22 protein-coding genes and 1 pseudogene are annotated in these 22,732 nt (G+C 62.4%); 12 read left to right on the top strand and 11 right to left on the bottom strand.

The annotated features are described in order from the left end of the window. Window positions 1-293 precede the first annotated feature (293 nt). The 7 genes from GEV05_23345 (at window position 294) to GEV05_23315 (ending at window position 6,973) form a co-directional block, all read left to right on the top strand. Entirely contained in the window at window positions 294-557 is a 264-nt protein-coding gene (locus tag GEV05_23345) for a hypothetical protein (GenBank protein ID MPZ46266.1), read from the top strand. Window positions 558-1,139: 582 nt separating this feature from the next. Further along, window positions 1,140-2,543, top strand: a complete 1,404-nt coding sequence (chrA, locus tag GEV05_23340) for a chromate efflux transporter (GenBank protein ID MPZ46265.1) — start codon at window positions 1,140-1,142, stop codon at window positions 2,541-2,543. Window positions 2,544-2,545: 2 nt separating this feature from the next. Continuing rightward, the gene (locus GEV05_23335) at window positions 2,546-3,157 is read left to right on the top strand and encodes a superoxide dismutase (GenBank protein ID MPZ46264.1); all 612 of its coding nucleotides are present in this window, start codon (window positions 2,546-2,548) and stop codon (window positions 3,155-3,157) included. Between the two features lie 36 nt (window positions 3,158-3,193). Further along, the gene (locus GEV05_23330; protein MPZ46263.1) at window positions 3,194-4,153 is read left to right on the top strand and encodes a hypothetical protein; all 960 of its coding nucleotides are present in this window, start codon (window positions 3,194-3,196) and stop codon (window positions 4,151-4,153) included. A gap of 29 nt (window positions 4,154-4,182) precedes the next feature. Next, window positions 4,183-4,776: a hypothetical protein gene (locus GEV05_23325; GenBank protein ID MPZ46262.1), complete on the top strand. Its 594-nt coding sequence runs from the start codon at window positions 4,183-4,185 to the stop codon at window positions 4,774-4,776. A 3-nt stretch (window positions 4,777-4,779) separates the two neighbouring features. After that, complete coding sequence (locus tag GEV05_23320; protein ID MPZ46261.1) at window positions 4,780-5,754, top strand: MBL fold metallo-hydrolase; 975 nt, start codon at window positions 4,780-4,782, stop codon at window positions 5,752-5,754. Further along, entirely contained in the window at window positions 5,642-6,973 is a 1,332-nt protein-coding gene (locus GEV05_23315; protein ID MPZ46260.1) for an MFS transporter, read from the top strand. Before GEV05_23320 ends, GEV05_23315 begins: the two co-directional genes overlap by 113 nt. Window positions 6,974-7,002: 29 nt before the next feature. Here the strand turns inward: GEV05_23315 and GEV05_23310 are convergent, their stop codons facing one another. Genes GEV05_23310 through GEV05_23280 form a run of 7 tightly spaced genes read right to left on the bottom strand, consistent with a single transcriptional unit; the run spans window position 7,003 to window position 15,468 of the window. After that, entirely contained in the window at window positions 7,003-8,064 is a 1,062-nt protein-coding gene (locus GEV05_23310; protein MPZ46259.1) for an EamA family transporter, read from the bottom strand. 45 nt (window positions 8,065-8,109) lie between these two features. Next, the gene (locus tag GEV05_23305) at window positions 8,110-8,493 is read right to left on the bottom strand and encodes a hypothetical protein (GenBank protein MPZ46258.1); all 384 of its coding nucleotides are present in this window, start codon (window positions 8,491-8,493) and stop codon (window positions 8,110-8,112) included. A 26-nt stretch (window positions 8,494-8,519) separates the two neighbouring features. After that, complete coding sequence (locus GEV05_23300) at window positions 8,520-8,996, bottom strand: hypothetical protein (GenBank protein MPZ46257.1); 477 nt, start codon at window positions 8,994-8,996, stop codon at window positions 8,520-8,522. A 1-nt stretch (window position 8,997) separates the two neighbouring features. Beyond that, complete coding sequence (locus GEV05_23295) at window positions 8,998-12,150, bottom strand: CusA/CzcA family heavy metal efflux RND transporter (GenBank protein MPZ46256.1); 3,153 nt, start codon at window positions 12,148-12,150, stop codon at window positions 8,998-9,000. 15 nt (window positions 12,151-12,165) lie between these two features. Further along, the gene (locus GEV05_23290; protein ID MPZ46255.1) at window positions 12,166-13,785 is read right to left on the bottom strand and encodes an efflux RND transporter periplasmic adaptor subunit; all 1,620 of its coding nucleotides are present in this window, start codon (window positions 13,783-13,785) and stop codon (window positions 12,166-12,168) included. Beyond that, on the bottom strand, window positions 13,728-14,993 hold the full coding sequence (locus tag GEV05_23285; protein ID MPZ46254.1) for a TolC family protein: 1,266 nt from the start codon (window positions 14,991-14,993) through the stop codon (window positions 13,728-13,730). Before GEV05_23285 ends, GEV05_23290 begins: the two co-directional genes overlap by 58 nt. Window positions 14,994-15,039: 46 nt before the next feature. Then, window positions 15,040-15,468, bottom strand: a complete 429-nt coding sequence (locus GEV05_23280; protein MPZ46253.1) for a hypothetical protein — start codon at window positions 15,466-15,468, stop codon at window positions 15,040-15,042. A 205-nt stretch (window positions 15,469-15,673) separates the two neighbouring features. Here GEV05_23280 and GEV05_23275 point away from each other — a divergent pair, with 205 nt between their 5' ends. Then, window positions 15,674-16,843: a sulfate transporter gene (locus GEV05_23275; protein ID MPZ46252.1), complete on the top strand. Its 1,170-nt coding sequence runs from the start codon at window positions 15,674-15,676 to the stop codon at window positions 16,841-16,843. 53 nt (window positions 16,844-16,896) lie between these two features. Here the strand turns inward: GEV05_23275 and GEV05_23270 are convergent, their stop codons facing one another. Next, the gene (locus GEV05_23270) at window positions 16,897-17,856 is read right to left on the bottom strand and encodes a hypothetical protein (protein MPZ46251.1); all 960 of its coding nucleotides are present in this window, start codon (window positions 17,854-17,856) and stop codon (window positions 16,897-16,899) included. On the opposite strand from GEV05_23270, the gene GEV05_23265 reads away from it, so the two are divergent. Further along, window positions 17,656-18,057 carry a hypothetical protein gene (locus tag GEV05_23265; protein ID MPZ46250.1) on the top strand — a complete coding sequence of 134 codons (402 nt, stop codon included), beginning with the start codon at window positions 17,656-17,658 and terminating at the stop codon, window positions 18,055-18,057. The two genes, GEV05_23270 and GEV05_23265, sit on opposite strands and share 201 nt — an antisense overlap. On the opposite strand, the gene GEV05_23260 is transcribed toward GEV05_23265, so the two are convergent. Continuing rightward, window positions 18,014-18,823, bottom strand: coding sequence for a uridine phosphorylase (locus tag GEV05_23260; protein ID MPZ46249.1), 810 nt, complete (start codon window positions 18,821-18,823; stop codon window positions 18,014-18,016). The genes GEV05_23265 and GEV05_23260 overlap by 44 nt on opposite strands. A 16-nt stretch (window positions 18,824-18,839) precedes the next feature. After that, window positions 18,840-19,499: a metalloregulator ArsR/SmtB family transcription factor gene (locus GEV05_23255; protein MPZ46248.1), complete on the bottom strand. Its 660-nt coding sequence runs from the start codon at window positions 19,497-19,499 to the stop codon at window positions 18,840-18,842. Window positions 19,500-19,588: 89 nt separating this feature from the next. Between GEV05_23255 and GEV05_23250 the strand changes: the two genes are divergently transcribed. From GEV05_23250 to GEV05_23240, 3 genes are all read left to right on the top strand, one after another. After that, window positions 19,589-20,437, top strand: a complete 849-nt coding sequence (locus tag GEV05_23250) for a sterol desaturase family protein (GenBank protein ID MPZ46247.1) — start codon at window positions 19,589-19,591, stop codon at window positions 20,435-20,437. Beyond that, a complete protein-coding gene (locus GEV05_23245) occupies window positions 20,434-21,426 on the top strand; it encodes a sulfurtransferase (GenBank protein MPZ46246.1) in 993 nt (330 codons plus the stop codon). The genes GEV05_23250 and GEV05_23245 overlap by 4 nt, the downstream gene beginning before the upstream one ends. 148 nt (window positions 21,427-21,574) lie before the next feature. Beyond that, the gene (locus tag GEV05_23240; protein ID MPZ46245.1) at window positions 21,575-22,051 is read left to right on the top strand and encodes a hypothetical protein; all 477 of its coding nucleotides are present in this window, start codon (window positions 21,575-21,577) and stop codon (window positions 22,049-22,051) included. Here the strand turns inward: GEV05_23240 and GEV05_23235 are convergent. Beyond that, a pseudogene (locus tag GEV05_23235) lies at window positions 21,977-22,594 on the bottom strand (IS21 family transposase). The gene GEV05_23240 and the pseudogene GEV05_23235 sit on opposite strands and share 75 nt — an antisense overlap. Window positions 22,595-22,732 lie beyond the last annotated feature (138 nt).

Here is a 22,732-nt window from a genome sequence, read left to right as displayed (position 1 = left end):
CGGTACGTTACGATCTCAAACGAGCGTCCGCACAGCGGGTGAAACGGATGGGTAACATGCAATCGTCTTACTGCACCGTTGTCATCAGGTGCAGTGGACGATAAAGGCCAAGGCGTATGTCGATACCTTCATGCGCAACATCGACTGGAAGCCCTTTTATACGCGCTACGAGGACGCGGCGAAGGTCACCGGCTTGCGGCCGCTGGAGCAGCCGGAATTCGGCAACGTGCCGTCGGTCGGGGTCGAAGAAGTCAAGGCAATGTTAGATAACGGCACACCGCTCCAGGTCGTCGATGCCCGCCCGCGGGCTTCGGGTTTTCCGGTCACCGGAAATCATGCAAGGGGCCACGTGGCGAGACCCGGAGCGCATGCAGGAATGGGTCGGTGAGCTGTCGAAGTCGGACCCGGTGGTCGTGTTCTGCGCCTACGGCTTCCACGTCGGATGCAAGACTGCCATGAAGCTGCGGGATCTCGGCTTCGACGCGAGCTACATGACGGGCGGTCACTCGGCGTGGAAGGCAATCGGTGCCCCGACCGAGCCCTATTCCCCGGCGTAATCCACGAGTGCATATCGCTGACATCGGGACATTGGGCTTGCGATGTTCTAGCGGGCGCGTCACATGGGGCCTGCGGCGCTGCGCTCGCCACTTCGCCGTCGGCATGGCTGGGTGCGGTGACGCCAGTACAGGCCTCGGCATTGACCGCGGCCTACGCGCCGGTGTGTTTGAGCCCCCATTACTCAGTGATCAGACGCCTTCGCCTCGTGCGTTGACTAGAAGGCGCGCGCTCGCACATAATTTCACCGAACCTCGCGGGGATCCCGACAGTCTCCCCGCCATTCCAAGATTCCCGGCTCTCGGGGAGTCCAAGCGCTGTCTTCGTGTGCATTGCACGCGGAGGATTTGCATGGACTCAGGAATATTCACCGCTGCTTCTCATATGCTCGTCGCCTTTATCGCGGCGCGCCGTTCGCTGCGTTCGTGCTGGACCCACCGAGAATTGAGCGCCCGACGTGGGCAGCCGACGCAATCGCTCATGCTTGATCCACGCAAGAGCACCGGCGAGCATGGCTCTTCCGCGCCGCCTCGCATGTGGGGCTGCTACCCCATCCAAGCAAATCGTCAGGGAGAACGATAGCCGTGAGCGCAACTGCACAACCCGCGAAGCAAGACTTGGAGCGAGACGTCGCGGCGGCACCCGTCGCTCCTACGTTCATGCAGGCCTTTTGGTTTTGGCTGAAATTAGGCTTCATCAGCTTCGGCGGCCCCGCCGGCCAGATCTCGGTCATGCACCAGGAGTTGGTCGAGAAGCGACGCTGGATTTCGGAGAATCGGTTTTTGCATGCGCTCAACTACTGCATGCTGCTGCCCGGTCCGGAGGCGCAGCAGCTCGCGACTTATATTGGCTGGCTGCTGCATAGAACCTGGGGAGGAATCATCGCCGGCGGGCTCTTCGTGCTGCCGTCGCTTTTCATCCTGATTGCGCTCTCCTGGATCTACATCGAATTCGGCGAAGTACCCGTCGTCGCGGGCATTCTCTATGGCATCAAGCCCGCCGTCACCGCGATCGTGGTGTTTGCCGCATACCGTATCGGTTCGCGCGCCCTCAAGAACGGCTACCTGTGGGGCATCGCTGCGGCGGCCTTCATCGCGATCTTTGCGTTCAACGTGCCGTTTCCCGCGATCGTCATCGTGGCGGGCATCATCGGTTACATCGGCGGGCGGCTGCGACCCGACAAATTTGCCACCGGAGGCGGCCATGGCGCCTACAAGAAAGGCTATGGGGCCGCGGTGATCGATGACCATACGCCGACGCCACCGCACGCGCTGTTCTCGTGGCTGCGCCTTGTCAAAATAGCGCTCATTGGCATCGTGCTTTGGGGCACAGTCATCGGCGCTCTAGCGCTCGCCTACGGCTGGGAAGGTACGCTCACCCAGATGGGATGGTTCTTCACCAAGGCTGCTCTGTTGACCTTCGGAGGCGCCTACGCGGTGCTGCCCTACGTATACCAAGGGGCGGTAGGCGACTATGGCTGGATCAGCGCCACGCAAATGATCGATGGCCTGGCCCTCGGCGAGACGACACCAGGACCGCTCATCATGGTGGTCGCCTTCGTCGGTTTTGTCGGCGGATGGCTCAAGGAGATCTTCGGCCCGGACGCTCTTTTCCTGGCGGGCGCAGTCGCGGCGACCGTCGTTACGTACTTCACCTTCCTTTTCAGTTTTCTCTTCATTTTCGCGGGTGGGCCGTTGGTCGAGTCGACGCACGGCGAGATCAAGTTCACTGCGCCGTTGACCGGAGTTACGGCCGCCGTGGTCGGAGTGATCCTCAACCTGGCGGTGTTCTTCGCATGGCACGTCCTGTGGCCCGAAGCGAGCGAGACGGCCCCTTTCTCCGGGCGGTTCGAGTGGGCAACCCTCGTGATCGGCGTCGCCGCATTCATCGCGCTATTTCGCTTCAAGCTCGACGTCATGTTGGTTCTCGCCGCATGCGGTGTGGCGGGGCTCGTCTGGCAATTCTCGAAACCGATCCTCGGAGGTTGATCATGCCCTACGTGATGAAGCCTTTGGCCTGCAACCCTAGCGCACTCAAGGGACTTTCCGAGAAGCTCGTAGTGAGTCATTACGAGAACAACTACGGTGGCGCGGTGAAACGTCTGAATGCGATCGAAGACTCACTCTCGACGCTGGACTTCGCTGCCGCCCCAGTCTTCACGGTCAACGGGCTGAAGAGAGAGCAGCTCATCGCCATGAACTCCATGATCCTGCATGAGCTCTACTTCGCCGGCTTGGGTGCATCGGACATGCCAAAGAGCGTGCGTGATGCGCTGGTTCGAGATTTCGGCAGCGTCGAACGCTGGAATTCTGAGTTCGTTGCAATGGGCAAGGCCCAGGGCGGTGGCTCGGGCTGGGTGCTTCTGACGTACTGGCACCGAGATGGCAAGCTGGTCAACCAGTGGGCAGCGGACCACACCTGCAGTGTCTCGGGAGCGACTCCCGTGCTGGCACTGGACATGTACGAGCACTCTTACCACATCGATTACGGTGCAGCGGCGGCGAAGTATGTCGACGCGTTCATGCAGAACGTCCGTTGGGAGGAAGTCGATCGCCGCTTCAGTGCCGCGCAGCGTACCGCGGTCGCATTCCAGGGAGGATAAGCCGCCATGGTCCTGGAAACCCTTGGCTACATCGACTTGCCGGAGCACCGCGGTGCGGGTGGCTTCGACCATGCCGACGTCCACTCGCCCTCCGACCGGCTCTATGTCGCGCATCCTGGGAACGACGCCATCGATATCATCGACTGTGCAGCCGGCCGATACCTGGAGTCCATCCCAGGACTCAATGCTGTCGCAGGCGCGCTGGTTTCGGAAGCCCGTGGCCTGGTGTTTACCTCCAACCGGGGCGAGAACACGGTTGCCCTCTTCGCGGTTGGTGCGGAGCGCGAGCTGACCAAGATCCCGGTCGGATTGAAGCCGAACGGGCTTGCATTCGATTCGGATCGTGGGCTCTTGATCGCGGCGAACGTGGGCGATCCGCAAATTCCGGGCTCGCATACGGTGTCGGTCGTGGATGTCGAGCGGCGGATCAGGATTGTCGAAATCCACGTTCCCGGTCGAACGCGCTGGTGCATCTACGATCCCGTGCGCGATAGATTCTTCATCAATATCGCGGCGCCAGCACGAATTGTCGCTGTTAATCCGCGAGAACCGACCCGCGTAGATAGGGAATACGAGATCCCTGCTGCGGGGCCGCATAGCCTGGATCTGGATCCGGTGAGCGGCCGATTGCTGTGTGCCTGCGATGCAGGCTTATTGGTCGCGATCGAAGCATCATCCGGTCGGGTCTTCGGCGAGGTGCCTTTGAGCGGCCCGCCGGATGTCGTCGTCTTGCAGTCCCAGAGCCGCCGTCTCTACGTGGCGATCGGCGAGCCCGGGGTGATCGACGTCGTTGATGTCGATTCCATGCGACGCATTGGCGTGATGCCAACCGAATCGGGTGCGCACACGCTGGCCCTCGATCGGAAGAGAAACACAGTCTACGCATTCCTGCCTGGAACGCATCGCGCCCAGGTGTTTCTCGAAACCATAAGGAGGTCGTCATGGCGACTGACTGCAGACGTTCCTGGTTCGAACACGCAAACGTTCGGAGGCTGATGATGACGGCAAGCGCAAGTCTGACTGTTCTGGGGGCATCGACCGCGTGGTGCGATACCGCGAACTTCGATCGGGACACGGCAGCTAGCCCGCCCAAGGGCTGGTCCTGTGGTGTGACGGGTCGAGGTACACCGAAGTGGCTCGTGGAGGCGGACTCGGGTGCGCCGAGCGGACCCCATGTGCTCAAGCAGTCGGGGTCGGGGGCCTTTCCCTGGTGTGTCGTGCAAGGCAGCGCTATCGCAGACGGTTTCGTGGAAGTGAAGTTCAAATCTATTTCCGGAAAGGAAGATCAGGCGGGTGGGGTGGTCTGGCGCTGGAAAGACGGCGATAACTACTATGTCGCCCGCGCGAATGCGCTGGAAAACAATGTTTCCCTGTACTACACCGAGCGCGGCCGTCGAAACACATTGAAGTACGTCGATGCGCCCGTCGCTCTCAATGCGTGGCATACGCTTCGTGTCGAGCATCAGGGGGCACGAATCAAGGTCATGCTCAATGGCAAGACGTACATCGAGCTCGAAGATAAGCACATCTCGGGTCCCGGGTCCGTCGGCGTATGGACCAAGGCGGACAGCGTCACGGCATTCGATGATTTTGCCTTCGGCGGCACGACGGGCCGCTGAAGCATGCTCAAGTTGAGCACCCGCAAGCGGCCGCGACTTCAAGCGTGTGTTCGAGGCACCTGGTTTTGCCTCATGATCATGCTGGCGCTCGCCCAGGCGCCCTCCGAGGCGCAGACCCTTCCTAAGGTTCAGGAAGTGGGCCGGGGCACCTACGCCATCATCGGCGACCTCGGGCCGCAACGGTTCGAGAACGAAGGATTGAATGCGAACCTCGGATTCGTGATCGGCTCTGATGCGGTGCTCGTGATCAATACGGGACCGTCTCGGCGAACCGGTGCGGCAATCCTGGAGGAAATTCGCCTGATCACCTCGAAGCCGGTCCGCTGGGTGGTCAACCTGAACGGCCAGAGCCACTACTGGTGGGGCAATTCGGCGCTGCTCGGTGCCAAGCCGACATTCATTGCGCATCCTGAAGCGGTGCGCCTGATGAAGGAGCAACAGGAAGATCAGCGTGCGCTGTTGCGCAATCTACTCAAGGAGCGGTTCCAGGGGTCAGAGCCATGGGTCCCGGATCGCGTTGTTCAGGATCGACTGACCCTCGATCTTGGTCAGCGAAGGATCGAAATTCTTCACCTAGGGGCGGCTCACACCCCGGGGGATCTGGTGGTCTGGATACCCGGTGAACGAGTCCTCTTTTCCGGCGACATCGCCTACACGCAGCGGCTTCCAGCAGTTTTGCCAATCAGCCGAACGAAGGGCTGGCTGGAAGCTTTTGCACGGATCGAGTCCCTGCAGCCGGAGCTCATCGTTCCCGGTCACGGCGCACCAGCCACTCTGGCTCAGGCGCATCGCGACACACGGGACTATCTTGCTCACTTGAGAGCGGAGTCGAAACGCCTTTTCGAAAGCGGGGCCGGCCCTACCGATGCAGCGGATCGCATCGACCAATCCCGCTGGCAGCATCTCGAAAATTTCGCCGAGCTGCATCGGCGTAACGCAGGCATGGTGTTCCTTGAGATCGAGCGCGAGCTCTTCTAGCCTCCTGCACGCCGCCGAGGCAGAGAATCGGTTCGTCTCGCGGCGCTTGCTGCTGAGCCGAGGGCTGCGCGCGTTCGCCGACGGCTATGTCAGCTTGTTGCTTCCGATCTACCTCCTGAGCCTCGGCCTGAGCCCCTTTCATGTCGGAGTTCTCGCGACCGCGACGTTGCTCGGTTCCGGTGTGCTGACACTGGGGGTGGGGTTCTACGCGCACCGCTTCAAGTACCGGACCTTGCTCCTCGCAGCCGCAGCCCTGACGGTGGCTACTGGGGTGGGTTTCGCCACAATCACCGACTTCTGGCCGTTGCTGTGTATTGCGTTGGTCGGAACGGCGAATCCTTCACGGGGCGACGCCAGCGTATTTCTACCGCTCGAGCACGCGGTGTTGTCGGGTCACGTGGATGACGCCGAACGAACGGCCGCGTTCGCTCGCTATAGCCTGGTCGGGTCGCTGGTCGGCGCGTTCGGGTCGCTCGCTGCCGGAGCTCCGGACCTCCTTGTGGCCAAGGCGGGAGTCGACCCGAAGGGAGCGCTGCAGGCGATGTTCTTTCTTTATGCAGCGATCGGCGCATCCGCTGCGCTCGTATATACGACCTTGCCGAAGGAAGGGCATGCAGCTCGGCGGCGGGCCGCGCCGCTGAAGAAGTCCAAGTCCATGGTTTACAAGCTCGCGGCGTTGTTCAGCCTGGATGCGTTCAGCGGCGGTCTCATTCTGGACTCGATGGTTGTCCTCTGGCTGTACCAGAAGTTTGAGCTTTCCACCGCCGTCGCGGGCACGATCTTTCTGTGGGCAGGGATTTTGTCCGCTATTTCCTATCCCATAGCGGTGCGGATCGCTCGCCGGTTCGGGCTGGTGAATACCATGGTCTTCACGCACATGCCCTCTAGCGCATTTCTGATCCTCGTGCCGTTCATGCCAACCCTGGGCTGGGCCATTGCGATGCTGCTCGCACGCAGCGCCTTGTCGCAGATGGACGTGCCGACCCGGACATCCTACGTCATGGCGATCGTTCCGCCGGAGGAACGACCCGCAGCCGCAAGCGTCACCACGGTGCCGCGCACCCTCGCATCCGCCGCCGGTCCGCTCGTAGCGGGTTATCTGCTGGCGATATCGAGCTTCGGGGTGCCCCTAATCGTGGCCGGGTGTCTGAAGATCACGTACGACTTCATGTTGCTCTTCACCTGCCGTAATGTGAAGCCCCCGGAAGAGCTGACATAAGTGGGTGAGAGGGGAGTTCTCAAGGGTTTTTAGTGTCGATGCCTATGATGTGCATCAGGATAATGCTCATGGGAATGGGTTAGAAGCTCGTGCCGATGAAGGTGCCGGTGCCGCACGCCCGGTTCAATCGGTTCATCATGGGCATGTTGGTGATGCGCATCATGCTCGTGCTCGTGCTCGTGTTCGTGCTCCATTGCTTCATGACGATGCTCATGAAGGTGCCGCTCGGTGAGGTGGAGCCACACACCCACGCCCATCAGTAGCGCGGCGATCCCCAGCGAGACCCTGATCGGTTCGCCCAGAAATGTCACCGCGATTACGGCTCCCACGAACGGTGCCATCGAAAAGTACGCGCCCGTGCGCGCCGTACCCAGATGTCTAAGCGCAATGACGAACAGAACGAGACTGACGCCGTAACTCAGGAGCCCGAGCACCCCGCCCGAGAGCATCGCGAGAGCCGTGGGAACGGCGGCACCGGAGGCGAAGGCGATGGCGACGTTCGTGATGCCGGCGGTCAACCCTTTCACCATCGCGACGAAGGTGGCGTCGGCGAGAGAGACGTTGCGGGTCAGATTGTTGTCTACGGCCCAGGCAAAGCATGCACCGATGATCGCAATGGACGGCCAGAGAGAACCAGGATCTCCTTCCGGAGAGCCGCCCGGTTGCCAGGTAAGCACGACTGCCCCCGCTACGATGCACGCCATGCCGAGGGCAATGCGGCAATCGAAATTCTCGTGAAACACGAACCAGGCGAGGAGAGCCGTCAAGACGCCTTCGGCGTTGAGGAGGAGAGAAGCGGTGGCGGCCCCGGTGTGGGCGAGCCCCCACATTAGGAGAACCGGACCGACCATACCGCCGAAAAAAACCGCTCCGGCGAGCCAGGCGACATCATTGCGGGCGAGACGGACGGTTGGTCTGCCACGAGACCAGCGCCAAATGGCCAATCCGATTCCGGAGCCGAGGTACAGAACGCCAGCGAGCAGCCACGGGCTTACTGCGTCCAGCAGCACCTTGGCGAGCGGTGTTCCGGCCCCGAACAGAGCGGCAGCGGCCAGGGCCGCCGCGACTCCCGGGTCGCGTAGCAGGCTCATGTCGAGACGCTGGGGTAAAGCACGCTCGGTTCTTGAATCGAATGCCTACTTGAGGTTGAAGGTCAGTCGCAAGTCCTTCTGCCCCGGTCGCATGACGTTCACCGCGACGCGCACGCCGACTCCGCTCTTGAAGTTTCCCTTTGCCGCCAGCGTGTTCTCGTCGGTCGGCGCGAGCTTGACCGTAGTGCGGTCGTTGCCTGCGTAAACGGTCGCTTCGGCGCTTGCCTCACGCATCGGGACCGGCTTGCCGTGGTCCGATGCGTACAGGGTCATTGCATCCGGCTTCACGACCAGCTCGTATGTCACTTCTCCGACTTCACGCGCAACGCCACCGTAACGGGGCCCGTGCGAGTGGCCGTGTTCTGCAGCGAACAACGGCTCGGACATGAGTGCCGCGACCAGAATGAACGCGGCTGATGGACGGAACATAGGCTCTCCTTGAAGCGGTGGATCAATTATTCGAAGCGGACTGCGAAGGACTTGCCGGTCGGTTCCTCGCAGGTGCCAGCGGGTTTACCTGCGTAGGGCCATTCGAGATGGCAGTCCAAATTGGCACCGTCGTTGGTGCTATTGATCGTTCCGTATTGGACGACAGTCCAATACGGACGCGACGCTCCCCTCTCCCCCCGGGAGAGGGGTTGGGGGTGAGGGACGAGCGTGACATGAAATAGGGAACGCTCGATAAGTTGTGCGTCGGCGATCCATCCCAAGTGCCGCCGGTGGCGACCATGAATGTGATGCGAACGCGTCGTCTCGAAATCACCGGAATACGTCTTGCCCGCGTAGGTGACGGACAGTTTCTCCGGACCGTAGATATCGTGATGCAGCTGACCTGCATGGGCATCGCTCGGCACGAGCATGTACACATGCGGCCCGCACGCGGCGAGCAGTGAGGCGCCACCCAAGATAAGCACCAGTCTCCAGAGCGTCATATCAGGACTCCGTCGGTAGGATCAGAGCATCCGCTTGTCGCCGGTTCGGCGGGGGTTCCCGGGCGATCAGTGTGCGCACGGCGCCGAAACGCAAGTAGAGGGCGGGTACGACGACCATGTTGAGCACCGTAGAGCTAGCCAGCCCAAAGAGAATCACGATGGCCATGGGCGCCTGGATTTCGCTTCCCGGCTCGCCAGCGGCCAGCGCCAGCGGAACCAAGGCGAGCCCAGCAGCAAGTGCAGTCATGAGAATGGGAACAAGCCGCTCCTCGGCGCCGCAGGTGACCGCGAGAATGGTATCTCGAATCCCTTCGTGCTCCACCAGGTGATGAATGTGCGCGATCATCATGACGCCATTTCGGGTGGCAATACCGAAGAGCGTGATGAATCCGATGATGGAGGCCACGGACAGGATGCCGCCGGCGGCAAACACGCCGATGACGCCGCCAATCATCGCCAGTGGCAGATTGAGCATCACCAGCAACGCATCGCGCGCCGTGCCAAACGCGACGAAAAGCAATAGAAAGATTCCGGCGGTTACAACGGCACCTAGGATAAACAGCATGCGGGCGGCATCCTCGGCGCTTTCGAACTGACCACCGTACTCCACGTGGTATCCGGCCGGAAGCTTCACCCGCTCCGATACCTGGTTGCGAATGTCGTCGACCACACCTGCCAAGTCCCGGCCAGCGACGTTCGCCATCACCACCATCTTGCGTTGCACGTTTTCGCGGCTGATGTAATACGGTGCGCGGTCGTTACGAATGTCTGCAAGCGCCGACAGCGGTATCCGGCCTCCGGCGGGGGTCGTGATCAGCGTAGCCCGGATCGTATCGAGGTTGCCGCGAACGGCAGGATCGAAACGCACGGCGAGATCGAAGCTTGCCTGGCCCTGTTGAATTCGGGTGACCGGCAACCCGGCGAATGCGGCTTCAATCGCTTCGGAAACGTGGCGGACGCTCAGGCCGTGCCGCGCGAGTGCCACGCGGTCGAATCGCATCGTCAGGAACGGAATATCGCTTTGCTGCTCATCGGAGACATCGACGGCCCCCGGCACCACTTGAACCAGGGTTTTGATCTGCTCCGTAAGCCGGCGCAGTTCGTTCAGGTCAGGTCCGAAGATCTTCACCGCGATATTCGATCGGCTGCCGGAGAGCATGTGATCGATGCGATGGGAAATCGGTTGTCCGACGATCACCTGGGTGCCGGGGACGGCGGCGAGATCGGCCCGCAAGGCGGCGAGAAAGGCTTCCTTGCTTCGATCGCGCATCTCGAGCGTCACTTCCATCTCGGAGGCAAAGACGTCCATCGCATGCGGGTCGCCCTCCGCGCGGCCGGTTCGTCGCGCCGTGGCGAGGACTTCGGGATGGGAGAGCAGTATCTGCTCGACCATCTTGCCGATCCGGTCCGACTCTTCCAGCGCAGTCCCCGGTAAGGTCGAGGTGCTCACCGTCAATGTGCCTTCATTGAAATCGGGCAGGAAAGCGCGGCCGGCATAGGTCAATCCGAACAGGGACGCAGCGAGCGCCAGTGCACCGAGGACCGCAATGGTCTTCCAGCGCAGAACGGTCGTGCGCAGCATCCGCCGGTATCCGGCTTTGAGCGCATGGATGAATCGCGGTTCGACGTTTCGCTGCACGGTCCGCGAGCCGGGAAGTAGCAGCGCAGACAGAACCGGGGTGACCGTAATCGCCACCACGAGCGAGGCGGCGAGCGATACGACATAGGCTAAACCCAGAGGGGCCATGAGCCGGCCTTCGACCCCGGATAGGAAGAACAAGGGGAGAAAGACGAGCATGATGATGAGCGTGGCGAAGACGATGGAGCCCTGGATTTCCTTCGTCGCCTCGTACACCACGCGCGTGGAAGAAACTTGCGCCTCGGGCGCTTTAGCCCGGTTTTGCCGCAGTCTGCGCACGATGTTTTCCACCACGATGATCGCGTCGTCCACCAGCGCACCGAGTGCGATGGCCATGCCTCCCAACGTCATCGTATTGATGGTTGCTCCGAGCGCCTTCATCGCCAGGATCGCGGCGACCAGGGACAAGGGGATCGCGAGTAACGTTATGGCCGTTGCGCGAATGGAGAGCAGAAATGCAAAGACTATGGCAACCACCAGAATCACACCATCGCGCAATGCTTCCAGCAGGTTGTCGATCGAGACGGTGATGAAGTCCGCTTGCCGGAAGATGTGCCGCTCGATGCGCATGCCTTCCGGCAGTCCGGTTTGGATTTCCTCCAGGGTACGATCCAGCCGCTCGGTGAGATCGAGCGTGTTGGCGCCGGGCTGCTTCTGAATGCCCAAGATCACGGCCGGTTTGGCGTTGTGCGACCCGACGCCACGCTTCGGTGCGGCGCCGATGCCGACATCAGCCACGTGTCGCACGAGGATGGGCTGCCCCGCCCGTACCGCTATGGCGGTATTGGCGATGTCATCGAGCGAGGTGATCCGGCCGTACCCTTGGATCAGATACTGCTGGCCGGACGCAACGTAGAAGCCGGCGGAGGCATTCTGGTTCGCATCGCGCAGCGCCTGCGTCAGCTCGTCGAGCGTCAAGCCGAAGGCGGCGAGGCGATCGGGCTTGACGGTGACTTGAAACTGTTGCGTATCGCCGCCGATCACGAGCGCTTCGGCCACTCCGGAGACTGCAAGGATGCGGCGCTTGAGCACTTGCTCGGTGACCTTCCTCAGCTCCATTCCGGAGTGCTTGTCGGAGTGCAGCGCGATGAAGAGGATCTCCCCCATGATCGAGACAGCCGGTGTCATCGTGGGGGCAGGAATGTCGGCCGGAAGTGCTGCCCGCGCGATCTGTAAGCGCTCCGCGACCACTTGCCGAGCCCGATAAGGATCCGTACCCCATTCGAACTCCACCGTCACGACGGAAAGGCCGATCTTGGTCGCCGACCGGACACGGCGAACGTCCGGCGCACCGTTCAATGCCGATTCGATCGGCAACGTGACGAGGCTTTCCACGTCGGTCGGTGCCATGCCGTGAGCCTCGGCAACCACGGTGACGGCCGGCGCAGTGAGGTCCGGAAACACGTCCACCGGTGTTTTCGTCGCCTGCCATCCTCCCCAGGCGAGTAACAGAATGCTTGCCGCCACGACGAACAGCTTGTTGCGCAGCGACCATGCGATGACGTGTCCGATCATGGCAATGGTTCCGGCTCAGTGTGCGTGGCCGTGACCGATCTCGCCGGACCGGGTTGCAGCAAGCTTGACCAGGTAGGCGCTGCGGGTCACCACGCGCTGTCCGGCGTCCAGGCCGTCGAGAATCTCGATCCAGTCCCCATCGCGAGCCCCCGTGCGCACGGGTCGCCGCTGAAACGATTCACCACCGGTTTGCACGAACACGACCGCCACACCACTTTCGTCCACGACGGCGTCGGCCGGCACGGCAAGCACTGGACGAGCATCGCCCACGAATATGCGCGCCTTTACTGCCATGCCGATGCGCAACCCCGGGTGGGGTTTGGCGATCTCGAAGGTGACCGGGACGGTCCTCGTCGTCGAATCCACGAGCGCACCAGAGCCGATCAGCCGGGCGTTCTTGCCCACGAGCACCTGGAAGTCTTGCGTGATGCCATCGACCTGGAAGCCGGCACCGGTTGGTACGGCCACACGCGCCGCTTCGGACTCCGGCACTCGCAATTCAAGCCAGATCGTGCGGTCATCAGCGATGTGGAACAGCAGTTGTCCCTCCTGAATGAACGCGCCCGGCGAGACGCGTACATCGGCCATGGCGCCGGAGATGGGTGCCCGAAGCGGTATTCCGCCCTCGGCACCAGCGAACTGTCCGAGTCGTCGTTGCGCGGCTTCGTACTCGATGCGCGCCGACTCCTCGGTCGAACGGGCGGCGAGCAAGCGCTTCTCGGGTACGGCTTCGTCGCGGAAGAGCCCCTCCAGGCGGACGCGTTCGCGCACACTCTGGTCGAACTCTACCTTCGCTCTGCGCGCGGCCGCCTGCAGCGATGCAAAGTCGGTGTCGCCACCCAGGCGCGGCACGAGAAAAGCGAGGATCGTCCCTTTCTGCACGCTCTGTCCGATGTGCGGGAAGGCGCCTGCAGGCTGCACCTGGCCGGCGGCCTGGGCGGTGAGCAACGCTTCGCCATCCGGGCGAGCCCGCAATACGCCGGTAACCGTAATTGCGTTGCGAATCGGCCGCTTGCTCGCTTCGGCCACGGCGAAGTCGACTTTCCATTGCTGCTCCTTGGTGAAGCCGATATCACCCTCGGTGGAAACATCCACTGGTGCGTTTTCGGCCGCCTTGCGATCGGCGTACACGGTCACTGGGCCCACGAGATGTCGCACGGTGAAGTCCGGCATCGCGATCTCGATGGTCAGCTCGCGCTCGCCCGCGTGCTGCGGCGTCGCTTCGGGGCGGAAGATACCCGGCTGGGTCGGCGCTTGCGTGGCGAACCTTTCCTCGGGCTGGCCTCCCCCGGTGAGAATTGCAGTCACTTTGCCCGCTCGCACGGGGGCGAAGTCCTTCAACCGAGTGATATGAGCCGCGAATGCGGATGCCTCGCCGACCACCAAACGGGGAAACTCGACGAACAGCTCGGTGTGATCGGTAAAGTGGGTGATCTTCTCGGGTGCTGCACCATGCCCGCCAGTGGCATGCGCGTGCACGTCGACCTTTGCATGATCGCGTCCTTCTTCGGCGCAGCCGACGAGAATCAGTAATACGCCGAGAACCAATGCAGGGCAGTAATCAAACCGATACGTTCTCATTCGGAGCTCCCGGTTTGCAGGTCGTACTCGATGCGCGCCGAGCGCGCTTTCCATTCCAGATCGAGCGCTGTCGTTTCGGACTCGAGCGCGCCACGATAGGCATCGAGCAGCTCGAGAATGGTCGACTCGCCGCCGCGGTAAGCCGCTTCCGCGATTCGCAGCAACTCTGGCGTGGTGGCCAGAACCCGGGCGCGATAGTCCTTGGCCGCGGCTGTGAGCCGCTCGACCTGACGGTAAAGACCGCGCAACTCGCCTTCGGCGCGGTCGCGCGCCAGCCGGTATTCGGCGCGGGCACCGAGTGCTTCCGCTGCCGCCCGCGCCTCTCCCGCCTGCCCACGGTCGAACAACGGCAACGGCACTGAAAGCGTCAGCATGATCCCGTGCTCGCGGCTGATCCCGTTGTCGACTGACTTCGGTCCTATCCCGACGGTCACGTCTGGAATACGCTGCAGTGCCGCGGCGCGTCGTTCGAGATCTGCGGCCTGCGCACGCGCAGACAGGACCCGCAAGTCCGGTCGCTGATCGAGTCGCGCCAGATCAGCCTCGCGGGCGGGCGGCTGGGTGGGCAGCAGGCTTCCGGAGATCTGTCCCGCGGCGAGCTCCGGCGCGCCAATCAGGGCAGCTAGGCGTTCTAGCGCGCGGCCCAGCTCCGCGGATTCGATCGCGAGCTTCGCCCTTGCCCCTTCCCGCTCTCGGTAGAGCCGCCTGCGGTCGTACCCGGACGCTTCTCCCGCCTTCGCCAGCTTTTCGACCACGGCGTGCGCCCGGGTGAAGCGCTCGACCCATGTCTCGATTGCGCCAACGAGTTGCTGCTTGAGCAGCGCCTCATGGAATCGCTGTCGGATCTCGGCTGCGACTTCAGCGCGCCGCAGGTCGATTTCTGCCGTTGCGACCTCGACCCGGCGGCCGGCCGCGTGCTGGCTAAGTTCGCGTCGTCCCGAAAGCTGGAACGTCTGTGCGATGTGCAGACTTTGCTCGACCGAGCGCGGTGATCGGCCGGTCTGCTCGCGGCTGTAGCCGAGCGTTGGATTCGGAAGCTGGCCCGCACCGACCACATCGGCTTGAGCCGCCTCCACGCTCGCGCGCGCCCAGTCGGACAGCGCGGCCCGTGACAGCCCAAGACGCACCGCCTCGGCTTCGATCAGCGCTGTTTGTGCCCATGCTGCAGCAGATGGCAATACCAAGAGCAAGAGTAAGGGAAGGCGTCGCATCGGATTCCTCGTGACAACGCAACAATGGAACGAGGTCCGGCAGGGCGACATCGGGCGCTGCAGGAGGCAGCACCCGGAAAGTATGGACCCGCCGGCGCTACGAGCGCGCCGATGGAGGCCAGTCGAACAGTGGCGGGATATGGGAAGTCAAGGTAGCAGGCGGTCGGGCGGGCGGACCGCCCGATGGCGAAGCGCCGAGCGCCGACATGGCGTTCATCACAAGAGATGCCAGGATAGGATGATAGTGCCCGCCGGACTGGTCGGGCTCGCTTTTGTCTTGGCTGCTGGACTCGATGGACGGATACTCGGCTGCATATTCGAATCCGCCGTCCGGCTCGTCGTCCGCCGCTGGCGAGTCATGAGGGTGACCATGTTCGCCATGATGGTGACCATGTTCCCCGTCATGCGTGTGGAAACCGAGCACAGCGACATCGCCGTGCACATGGCCATCGATGCTGGCCAACGCAGTCCAGGTGAACTGAGCCGGTACGACGAGCATCAGCAGCATGGCGAGCAGACGGCGCATGGCCACCATTCTACCCGACTGTTGCGGGCTCCAAGGAGAGTCCACCGTGCGACAAGCCGGCGCATGCGGCGTGGTCGCGACTTCACTTCGGCCCGCGCTATGCATCACCCGTAAGCGTGCTCACCGGAGTAGAGTTGTAGCGGTCCGACGATAATCGACGCTGCGGCGCTGCCCCTGCTATAGATCTGCCATGAGCGACCGTCCTATGCAGCCTGCTCAACCCGCCCAGAGGCCGCCGGTTGCTGCGGTCAATCGGTACGACCGAATGGAGTGGGCCGGAGCGTTCGGCGATCTAGGAACGCTCATTCCGTTCGTGGTGGCCTACATCGGCATGGTAGGGATGGATCCGTTCGGAATCCTCTTCGCATTCGGTGTCGCTTTGATTATTTGCGGCGCCTACTATAGAACGCCGATGCCCGTTCAACCCATGAAGGCGGCAGGTGCTGTGGCTGCTACGCAAGCGGCTCAGACAGCGGTCATCACGCCAGCCGCGGTCGTCGGCGCCGGCCTTGCCACCGGAATCATCTGGTTGCTGCTCGGCCTGACCGGCACAGCTCGGCGCGTGGCCGCCTGGGTTCCGCATTTTGTCGTGACGGGGATCGTGCTCGGCCTGGGCATGGCCTTCATGATCGAGGGCATCAAGATGATGGCTACCGGATGGCTGGTCGCGGCCATCGGTCTCGCTGGGACGGTTCTGTTGCTGACGAATCGCAAGTTCCCAGCCATGTTCCTGCTGCTCATCTTCGGGGCCGCGTGCGGATTGATCGTCGAGCCTGCGCTCTGGCAAAAAGTTGTCGGGATCACCATCGAGTTCCGCGCACCGGGGTTCGCCCTGTCCGAGTTGACGTTTCATGATTTCCTTCTTGGCGCCGTGTTCCTCGCCTTGCCGCAACTGCCGCTCACCCTAGGCAACGCCATCATGGCTACCGCCGAGGAGAACAACCGGCTCTTTGCCGATCGCCCGGTCGATGAGAACGAGCTATCAAGCTCAACCGGAATGCTGAATCTCTTCGGTGCATCGGTCGGTGGAATACCGATGTGCCACGGGGCGGGAGGCATGGCCGGCCATGTCGCATTCGGCGCGCGCACGGGCGGCTCTACGGTGATCCTCGGAGTCGTCCTGCTCACGATCGCACTTTTCCTGAGCGGATCCATTCAGACGTTGCTCGGCATTTTTCCGATCGCGGTCCTCGGCGTCATCCTGTTTCTCACTGGAGCACAACTCGCGCTTGGGTCGTGCGATTTCAGCTCGAATAAGACTGAGCGCTTCATCACACTTGTAACGGCTGCCTTCTGCATCTGGAATGTCGGCATCGGATTTCTTGCCGGCATGGCCGGTGCCTACCTAAACAAGCGCGGACTGCTCAAGCTGTAGCGCTGTAGCGTCGCAGCAATCTTGAGCGCGCCGCCTTGTTGACCGCCCCGACGCTAAAGCCCGAGATCCGTGGCTATCGCGAGGCCCACGTAGACGCAATACAGAGCGAGCAGCACCCCGCCCTCGATTCGCGCGATGCGGCCCCGCCAGAGAAAGGCAATGATGAGTGCGAGCGAGAGCATCATGGCGGGCCAGTAAAACCACAGAACGGAAGCCTCTACCGCGAGCGGGTGAGTCATTGCGATCAGGCCCGCGTTGAAGAGCACAAAGAACAACACCGTTCCCAGAATGTTGCCGACGCTGATCTCCGCATGGCCTTCACGCGCAGGCGCGAGCATGCGCGGCACCTCCTCGAAGCTCACCGCGGCCGCCACGATGATCATGCCAAACCAGGTCACTTTCCAACCGAGTATCGAGAGCAGCTCCTTCACACTCCACTGAAATATTTCCGCGCCTACCACGATGGCGGCTGTCGCCCCGATGAGTAGCACGGGTGCCCACCACGCGGGTCGCGGGCGCAGCGCCTTGCCCACCTTGCGTTCATTAGGTTTCATCAGCGGATGGGTACACGCGGTGTGCACGACGTACGCAATGAGAATGATAGCCACCGCAAACAGAATCGCCCCGTCCAGCCAGGACAAAGTGCCATCCAGCGCGAAGAGGGCAAGCGGCACGGGGCTAAGGAAGGTGAGAACAAGGAGCCGCCGAGGCGTATCGGTCCGAAGTGGCGCAAGAACGGCGGTCGCGCCGACGGCAAAGGTCAGCAGGAAGATCGCTGAGCCGATGACGGTTCCGAGCGCAACGCTGGGCATCTGCCCCACGGCCCCCGCGATACCGACCGCAAGATTCTCCAGATCGATGCCACTCAAGATGTAGCCGAGCAGGAAGGTCGAGACGCCGAACGTTATGGACAACCTCAGAAAGCTTTCGGTGAGCTTCTCGGTGCCCTCGACCATCAACCAGATGCTGGCAACGAATGCGACGCCTGCCAAGAGCAGGCCTGCGGTATCCACGTCACCCTCCCTTCTTGCTTAGGAAGCGACCTATTTATCCGTCGTACGGTGCCGAATCGCGCGACGGCGGCAATAACTTTTTTACGTGCATCAATCTTGAAGTCAACACTTCGCGCCCTCGCGGGCATACTGCGACGGGCTGTCGTGCGCAATCGGGTCATGATGGTTGCATCGATTCGTGCCACAGCTGCCAAATCCTGACAAGCTCTGAGATGAGGGCAAGCAAGGCAGTGTTCCCGGACTGCTCACCTTTCTCAAAGTCGTGTTCGAGCTGTGCCATGAGGTTCGTTACGTGGGCGACACAGAGGATTGAATAGCCTTTGACGTCGGCCAAGGCATAAAGCGCGGCTGCCTCCATCTCGACGGCCAGCAGGTTCTCGGATCGCGCAAGAGCAATCGCTTCCTCGGTCTCACGAAAAGGCGCATCCGTAGTCCAGCTGCCGCCGATGACGGCATTGCCCAGGCCCTGCATGGCCTCCTGGGCGAGCGGCATCACAAGCTTCGGAATGTATGCGTACCGGGCAGGCGCCAAGTAGTGGTAGCTCGTGCCCTCGTCGCGCAAGGCGCGCTCGATGAAGACGAAATAAGGCGGCTTTCCCGACGGGACGATCTGCCCGGCCGATGTGACGCTGATCAGGAACTCGCAGCCGGACGCGAACAATTCCTCGGCGACCAGCACGGCAAAGGGCGCACCGACGGCACACCCAAGCACGCCGAGCGTTTCGCCCCCGAGCTCGATCTCATAGAGTTCGGTGTGATAACAAGCCCAATACGGACTGCGCCGTGCGCCGGTATCTCTCAGTTGCCGCCAGAGATCTCCGTCAGGATCGAGCACGCATATTCGCGGCACTTTTCCGAACGGGATGGACTTTTGGCGCCTTGCCTCGCGCAGCAGATTGCCGGGCGTGAAAACGGACGGTCTCGCATAGTGCTTGCGATCCAGAATCGGACTCGTCGGATCGGTCATCCCCGTCCTCCGATGCTCAGGCGTGCTCGATCGGAAGTCCCGCAAGCCTCCACTCGGGCAGCCCTGCTTCTAGGCGGCGCGCACTGCGGCCTCGCTTCCGTAGCAGGGCGACCGCGTCGTAGGACATCAGGCAGTAAGGTCCGCGGCAATACGCGACAACCTCCTTGCCTTTCGGCAGCTCCTTGAGCCGCTTCTCGAGCTCGCGCACCGGAATGTTGACCGCGCCTGGCAGATGTCCTGCGGCGAATTCTTCTGGAGGCCGCACGTCGAGTACGGTCACCAATCCCTTGCGCGCCCGCTCCAACAACTCTTTCGCCGGCACCGGTTCGAGATCATCCTTCTGCGAAAAGTAGAGCCGAACAATGCGCTCGATCTCGGCCAGATGTGACTCGCCCGCGCGGCTCAGGCTCGCGAGCAGATCCACGACCTCATCGCCGGCGAGTCGGTAAAAGACGTAGAGGCCCTCCTTGCGGCCCACGATCAGCCCCGCCTGGCGCAGCTTCTGCAAATGCTGAGAAGTATTGGCGACCGTCGTGCCGGTTAGATTCGCGAGTTGCTCGACGCTGCGTTCGACTTGCGCCAGAAGTTCGAGGTACTCGATTCGAAGGGGGCTCGAAAGCGCCGTGCCCACGCGCGCGAGCTGCACAAAGATGTCCCGTTTGGGGTTGGTTGACATCGTAAGTCCTACGGACTAGTATTCAATAGAACTATTGATTATAGCGTTTACTACTTACCTGTCTAGTGTACGGCCTTCGAAAGGCAAGTATGTCGGCCTCTTCCGCGCTCGGCACGTTTGAACCCGTCATTCGCCTAGGCGCGTTCTTTGGCATTTTCGCCGCTGTTGCGCTTTGGGAGGCTGTAGCAGCGCGCCGACCCCGCATACTGACGCGAGGCATCCGCTGGCCGAGCAATCTCGGGCTGCTTGTGGTCGATGTCGTGGCGTTGCGGCTGATCGCTCCGGGGGCGGCGGTCAACGTTGCCATCGCTGCGAACACCGGCGGTTGGGGTCTGCTGAATGCAGTCGCCTTGCCGGCGTGGCTCGACGTTCTGATCGCGGTCGTGGTACTCGATCTCGCGATCTATTTCCAGCACGTCATGTTTCACGCCATACCGACGCTCTGGCGGCTTCATCGCGTGCACCACACGGATCTCGATTTCGATGTCACGACCGGGATTCGGTTTCATCCCATCGAAATTCTCATCTCGACGATCATCAAATGCGCCGCCGTCGCGGCGATCGGCGCGCCCGTAGTGGCGGTTCTCGTCTTCGAGATACTGCTCAATGCGACCGCGATGTTCAATCACGCGAACGCATCCGTCCCCTCGTCCGTTGAGCGCTGGCTGCGATGGCTCTTGGTGACACCCGATATGCACCGCGTCCACCACTCCATCCGCTATAACGAAACCTCGAGCAACTTCGGGTTCAACCTGCCTTGGTGGGACCGGCTCTTCGGAACCTACAAAGCACAGCCCGAGGCGGGGCACGACGCCATGATCGTTGGCGTGGATGCGTTCCGCGATCCCCAGGAGAGTGCACTCTATCGGCTTCTTCTCCAGCCGTTTCGGACCACACCGGGGCGCTACCCCATCAACCGCCGCCAGGAAGTCGCATGAATCTTCGGGCGTTCGCCCGAGTGGGAATTGGCACCATAATCGCTGCCGGTGCGATTTGGACGCTGTTTGCCGGGCAGCCAGTCTCTCTCGGAACTATCGAGGCCAGCTTGCAAAGCCTCGGGCATTGGGCCCCGATCGTCTTTGTGGCTGGCTTCGCCGTCGCAACGGTGCTATTCATTCCTGGGTCGATCTTTGGGCTCGCCGGCGGCCTGCTGTTCGGCCCGTTGTGGGGGACGGCCTGGAATGTCATCGGTGGAACACTCGGCGCGATACTCGCGTTTCTCGTTGCGCGCTATATTGCCGGCGACTGGGTTGCCCGCAGGACACGCGGGCGACTGAAACCCATTGTAGAGGGGGCGGAAGCGGAGGGCTGGCGCTTTGTCGCCCTCACCCGGCTCGTCCCCATCGTTCCCTTCAATTTGCTCAACTACGCGCTTGGGCTGACGCGCATCCCCTTGTGGGCGTATGTGTGGGCTACGCTTGTTTGCATGGTGCCGGGATCCGCCGCATATGCATGGCTGGGTTACGCGGGCCGGGCCGTGATCGCGGGGGAGAACGGCGCCGTTCAGTATGCGCTGGGCGGGCTTGCGGTACTCGCGCTCGTCGTTTTTGCACCGCGCCTAGTCTGGCGAGTCCGAAAGGCTTCGGACGAATGGGTCAACGTGCCGGAGCTTCGGCGTCAGCTCTCGATGGCCGCGCCCGTCACAATCGTCGACGTGCGAGAGCCGGACGAGTTCGCCGGTCCGTTGGGTCACGTTCCGCACGCCCGCAACATTCCGCTCCCAGAGCTTCCGGCGCATATCGATACGTGCAGGGGGCCAAACAAGATCGTGCTTGTGTGCAGAACGGATAAGCGATCGGCAAAGGCTGCCGAGCTCCTGCGCGCAGCCGGTGTGGACCGGGTCCAGGTGTTACGCGGCGGAATGGAAGCATGGAGCAAGTACCGCGCGCCGGCGCCGCCAATAGTTCGGGCCGATATCACGGAGTGAGACTTGGTAAGCAATCGATCCCCTGAGGAAGTCTTTCGCGACCACCTCGCATTGCGATCGCGCTGTCGTCGAGGACGGGGTCGACACGTTCGTGATCAGGGATTCCCGCATCGCCTCCAATACCGTGCATTACACAGTTCAAGTTCGAATGCCCACGCACCCTGACGCAAAATCCGACTTCGGGTTGCTCAGCCCGTGGCGGGATAGCAAACGAATCGATGACGCCCAAGCGCAGGAACATGCCGAGCGGCTGGAGCTTCGCGCTCGAGCAGACGATGAAATTGCGGCTCGCGAGGAATATGTCGGCCTGCTGGGCGTACGGCCGGGGGAGCGGGTGCTCGAGGTCGGCTGTGGCAGCGGCGCGGTGACCCGGGCGCTGGCGAAGCGAATTACGCCCGGCGGACGGGTCATCGGAACGATGCGAGTGCCGCCCTGCTCACAATCGCTCGTCGACTTGCAGACGAAGGCGGTCTCGGTGAATGCGTCGAATTCAAGCAAGGCGACTGCCGCGACCTACCCTTCCCCGATCATACCTTCGTCCCATCTTGGGCACCAGCGCGAGCACCTGCGCCATCACCCGGTCACCGCCGCTCTCGCGCAGCAGTGCCTGGCGCAGTTGCTGTAGCGGCACGGGCAGGTCGGCGAACGGCGCCCCGTTGCGCAGCGCCCCGGGTTTGCGTTCCAGCAGCGGCACATAATGCTGCCAGTCGTACTGGGTGCGACCCTCGTCGGACAGGCGCGCGTGATCGGCAACCACCGCGTTGGCCATCACCACCTTCACCCGCGTCGGGTACAGCCGCGTATCGATCATCTGCCCTGCGTACTCGCACGGTACCGAGTAGCGGTTGCGTGCCATCGCCACCAGGGAAGTGCTCGACACGCGCGCCTGCCGCGCCACGTAGCCGTCGAACGCTACCGGCATCGGCATCAAGTGATCGCGCTCGTGCTCGAGCTCGAGCATCTCGGCAATGCTGAACGCCGAATGCTCCGGATGGCGCAACTCGCCCCACAACCGCCGACAGCGCTGACCGAGCCACGCGTTGAGCTCCTCCACAGTGCCCCAACGCAGCCGCGTCGCCTCCAACCACACCCGCCGACGGCTGTCCTGGACGTTCTTCTCGACGATGCCCTTCTCCCAGCCCGAGGCGACGTTGCAGAAGTCGGCCTCGAGCGGCTCTACACGCTCGATCAGGCCGGCGGGTTCTTTGTCACGCGTGCCAAGCGAAACCTCGATGCGCGACGCCTGTACTCGACAAAGGTGGATCGCAGCACCGGACTGCTCAGCGACCATACCATCGCGCTCAAC

This window comes from Betaproteobacteria bacterium (genome assembly GCA_009377585.1).
Classification (GTDB): Bacteria; Pseudomonadota; Gammaproteobacteria; order Burkholderiales; family WYBJ01; genus WYBJ01.
This window is presented reverse-complemented; position numbering and strand designations above follow the sequence as displayed.

Coding starts and splice junctions, on each gene's coding strand:
- GEV05_23310 (MPZ46259.1), bottom strand. CDS start 8,064: ATGAGCCTGCTACGCGACCCGGGAGTCGCGGCGGCCCTGGCCGCTGCC.
- GEV05_23285 (MPZ46254.1), bottom strand. CDS start 14,993: ATGTCGCCCTGCCGGACCTCGTTCCATTGTTGCGTTGTCACGAGGAAT.
- GEV05_23255 (MPZ46248.1), bottom strand. CDS start 19,499: ATGTCAACCAACCCCAAACGGGACATCTTTGTGCAGCTCGCGCGCGTG.
- GEV05_23275 (MPZ46252.1), top strand. CDS start 15,674: ATGCAGCCTGCTCAACCCGCCCAGAGGCCGCCGGTTGCTGCGGTCAAT.
- GEV05_23280 (MPZ46253.1), bottom strand. CDS start 15,468: ATGCGCCGTCTGCTCGCCATGCTGCTGATGCTCGTCGTACCGGCTCAG.
- GEV05_23250 (MPZ46247.1), top strand. CDS start 19,589: ATGTCGGCCTCTTCCGCGCTCGGCACGTTTGAACCCGTCATTCGCCTA.
- GEV05_23245 (MPZ46246.1), top strand. CDS start 20,434: ATGAATCTTCGGGCGTTCGCCCGAGTGGGAATTGGCACCATAATCGCT.
- GEV05_23260 (MPZ46249.1), bottom strand. CDS start 18,823: ATGACCGATCCGACGAGTCCGATTCTGGATCGCAAGCACTATGCGAGA.
- GEV05_23305 (MPZ46258.1), bottom strand. CDS start 8,493: ATGTTCCGTCCATCAGCCGCGTTCATTCTGGTCGCGGCACTCATGTCC.
- GEV05_23345 (MPZ46266.1), top strand. CDS start 294: ATGCCCGCCCGCGGGCTTCGGGTTTTCCGGTCACCGGAAATCATGCAA.
- GEV05_23335 (MPZ46264.1), top strand. CDS start 2,546: ATGCCCTACGTGATGAAGCCTTTGGCCTGCAACCCTAGCGCACTCAAG.
- GEV05_23315 (MPZ46260.1), top strand. CDS start 5,642: ATGCAGCGGATCGCATCGACCAATCCCGCTGGCAGCATCTCGAAAATT.
- GEV05_23290 (MPZ46255.1), bottom strand. CDS start 13,785: ATGGAAAGCGCGCTCGGCGCGCATCGAGTACGACCTGCAAACCGGGAG.
- GEV05_23240 (MPZ46245.1), top strand. CDS start 21,575: ATGCCCACGCACCCTGACGCAAAATCCGACTTCGGGTTGCTCAGCCCG.
- GEV05_23320 (MPZ46261.1), top strand. CDS start 4,780: ATGCTCAAGTTGAGCACCCGCAAGCGGCCGCGACTTCAAGCGTGTGTT.
- GEV05_23300 (MPZ46257.1), bottom strand. CDS start 8,996: ATGACGCTCTGGAGACTGGTGCTTATCTTGGGTGGCGCCTCACTGCTC.
- GEV05_23295 (MPZ46256.1), bottom strand. CDS start 12,150: ATGATCGGACACGTCATCGCATGGTCGCTGCGCAACAAGCTGTTCGTC.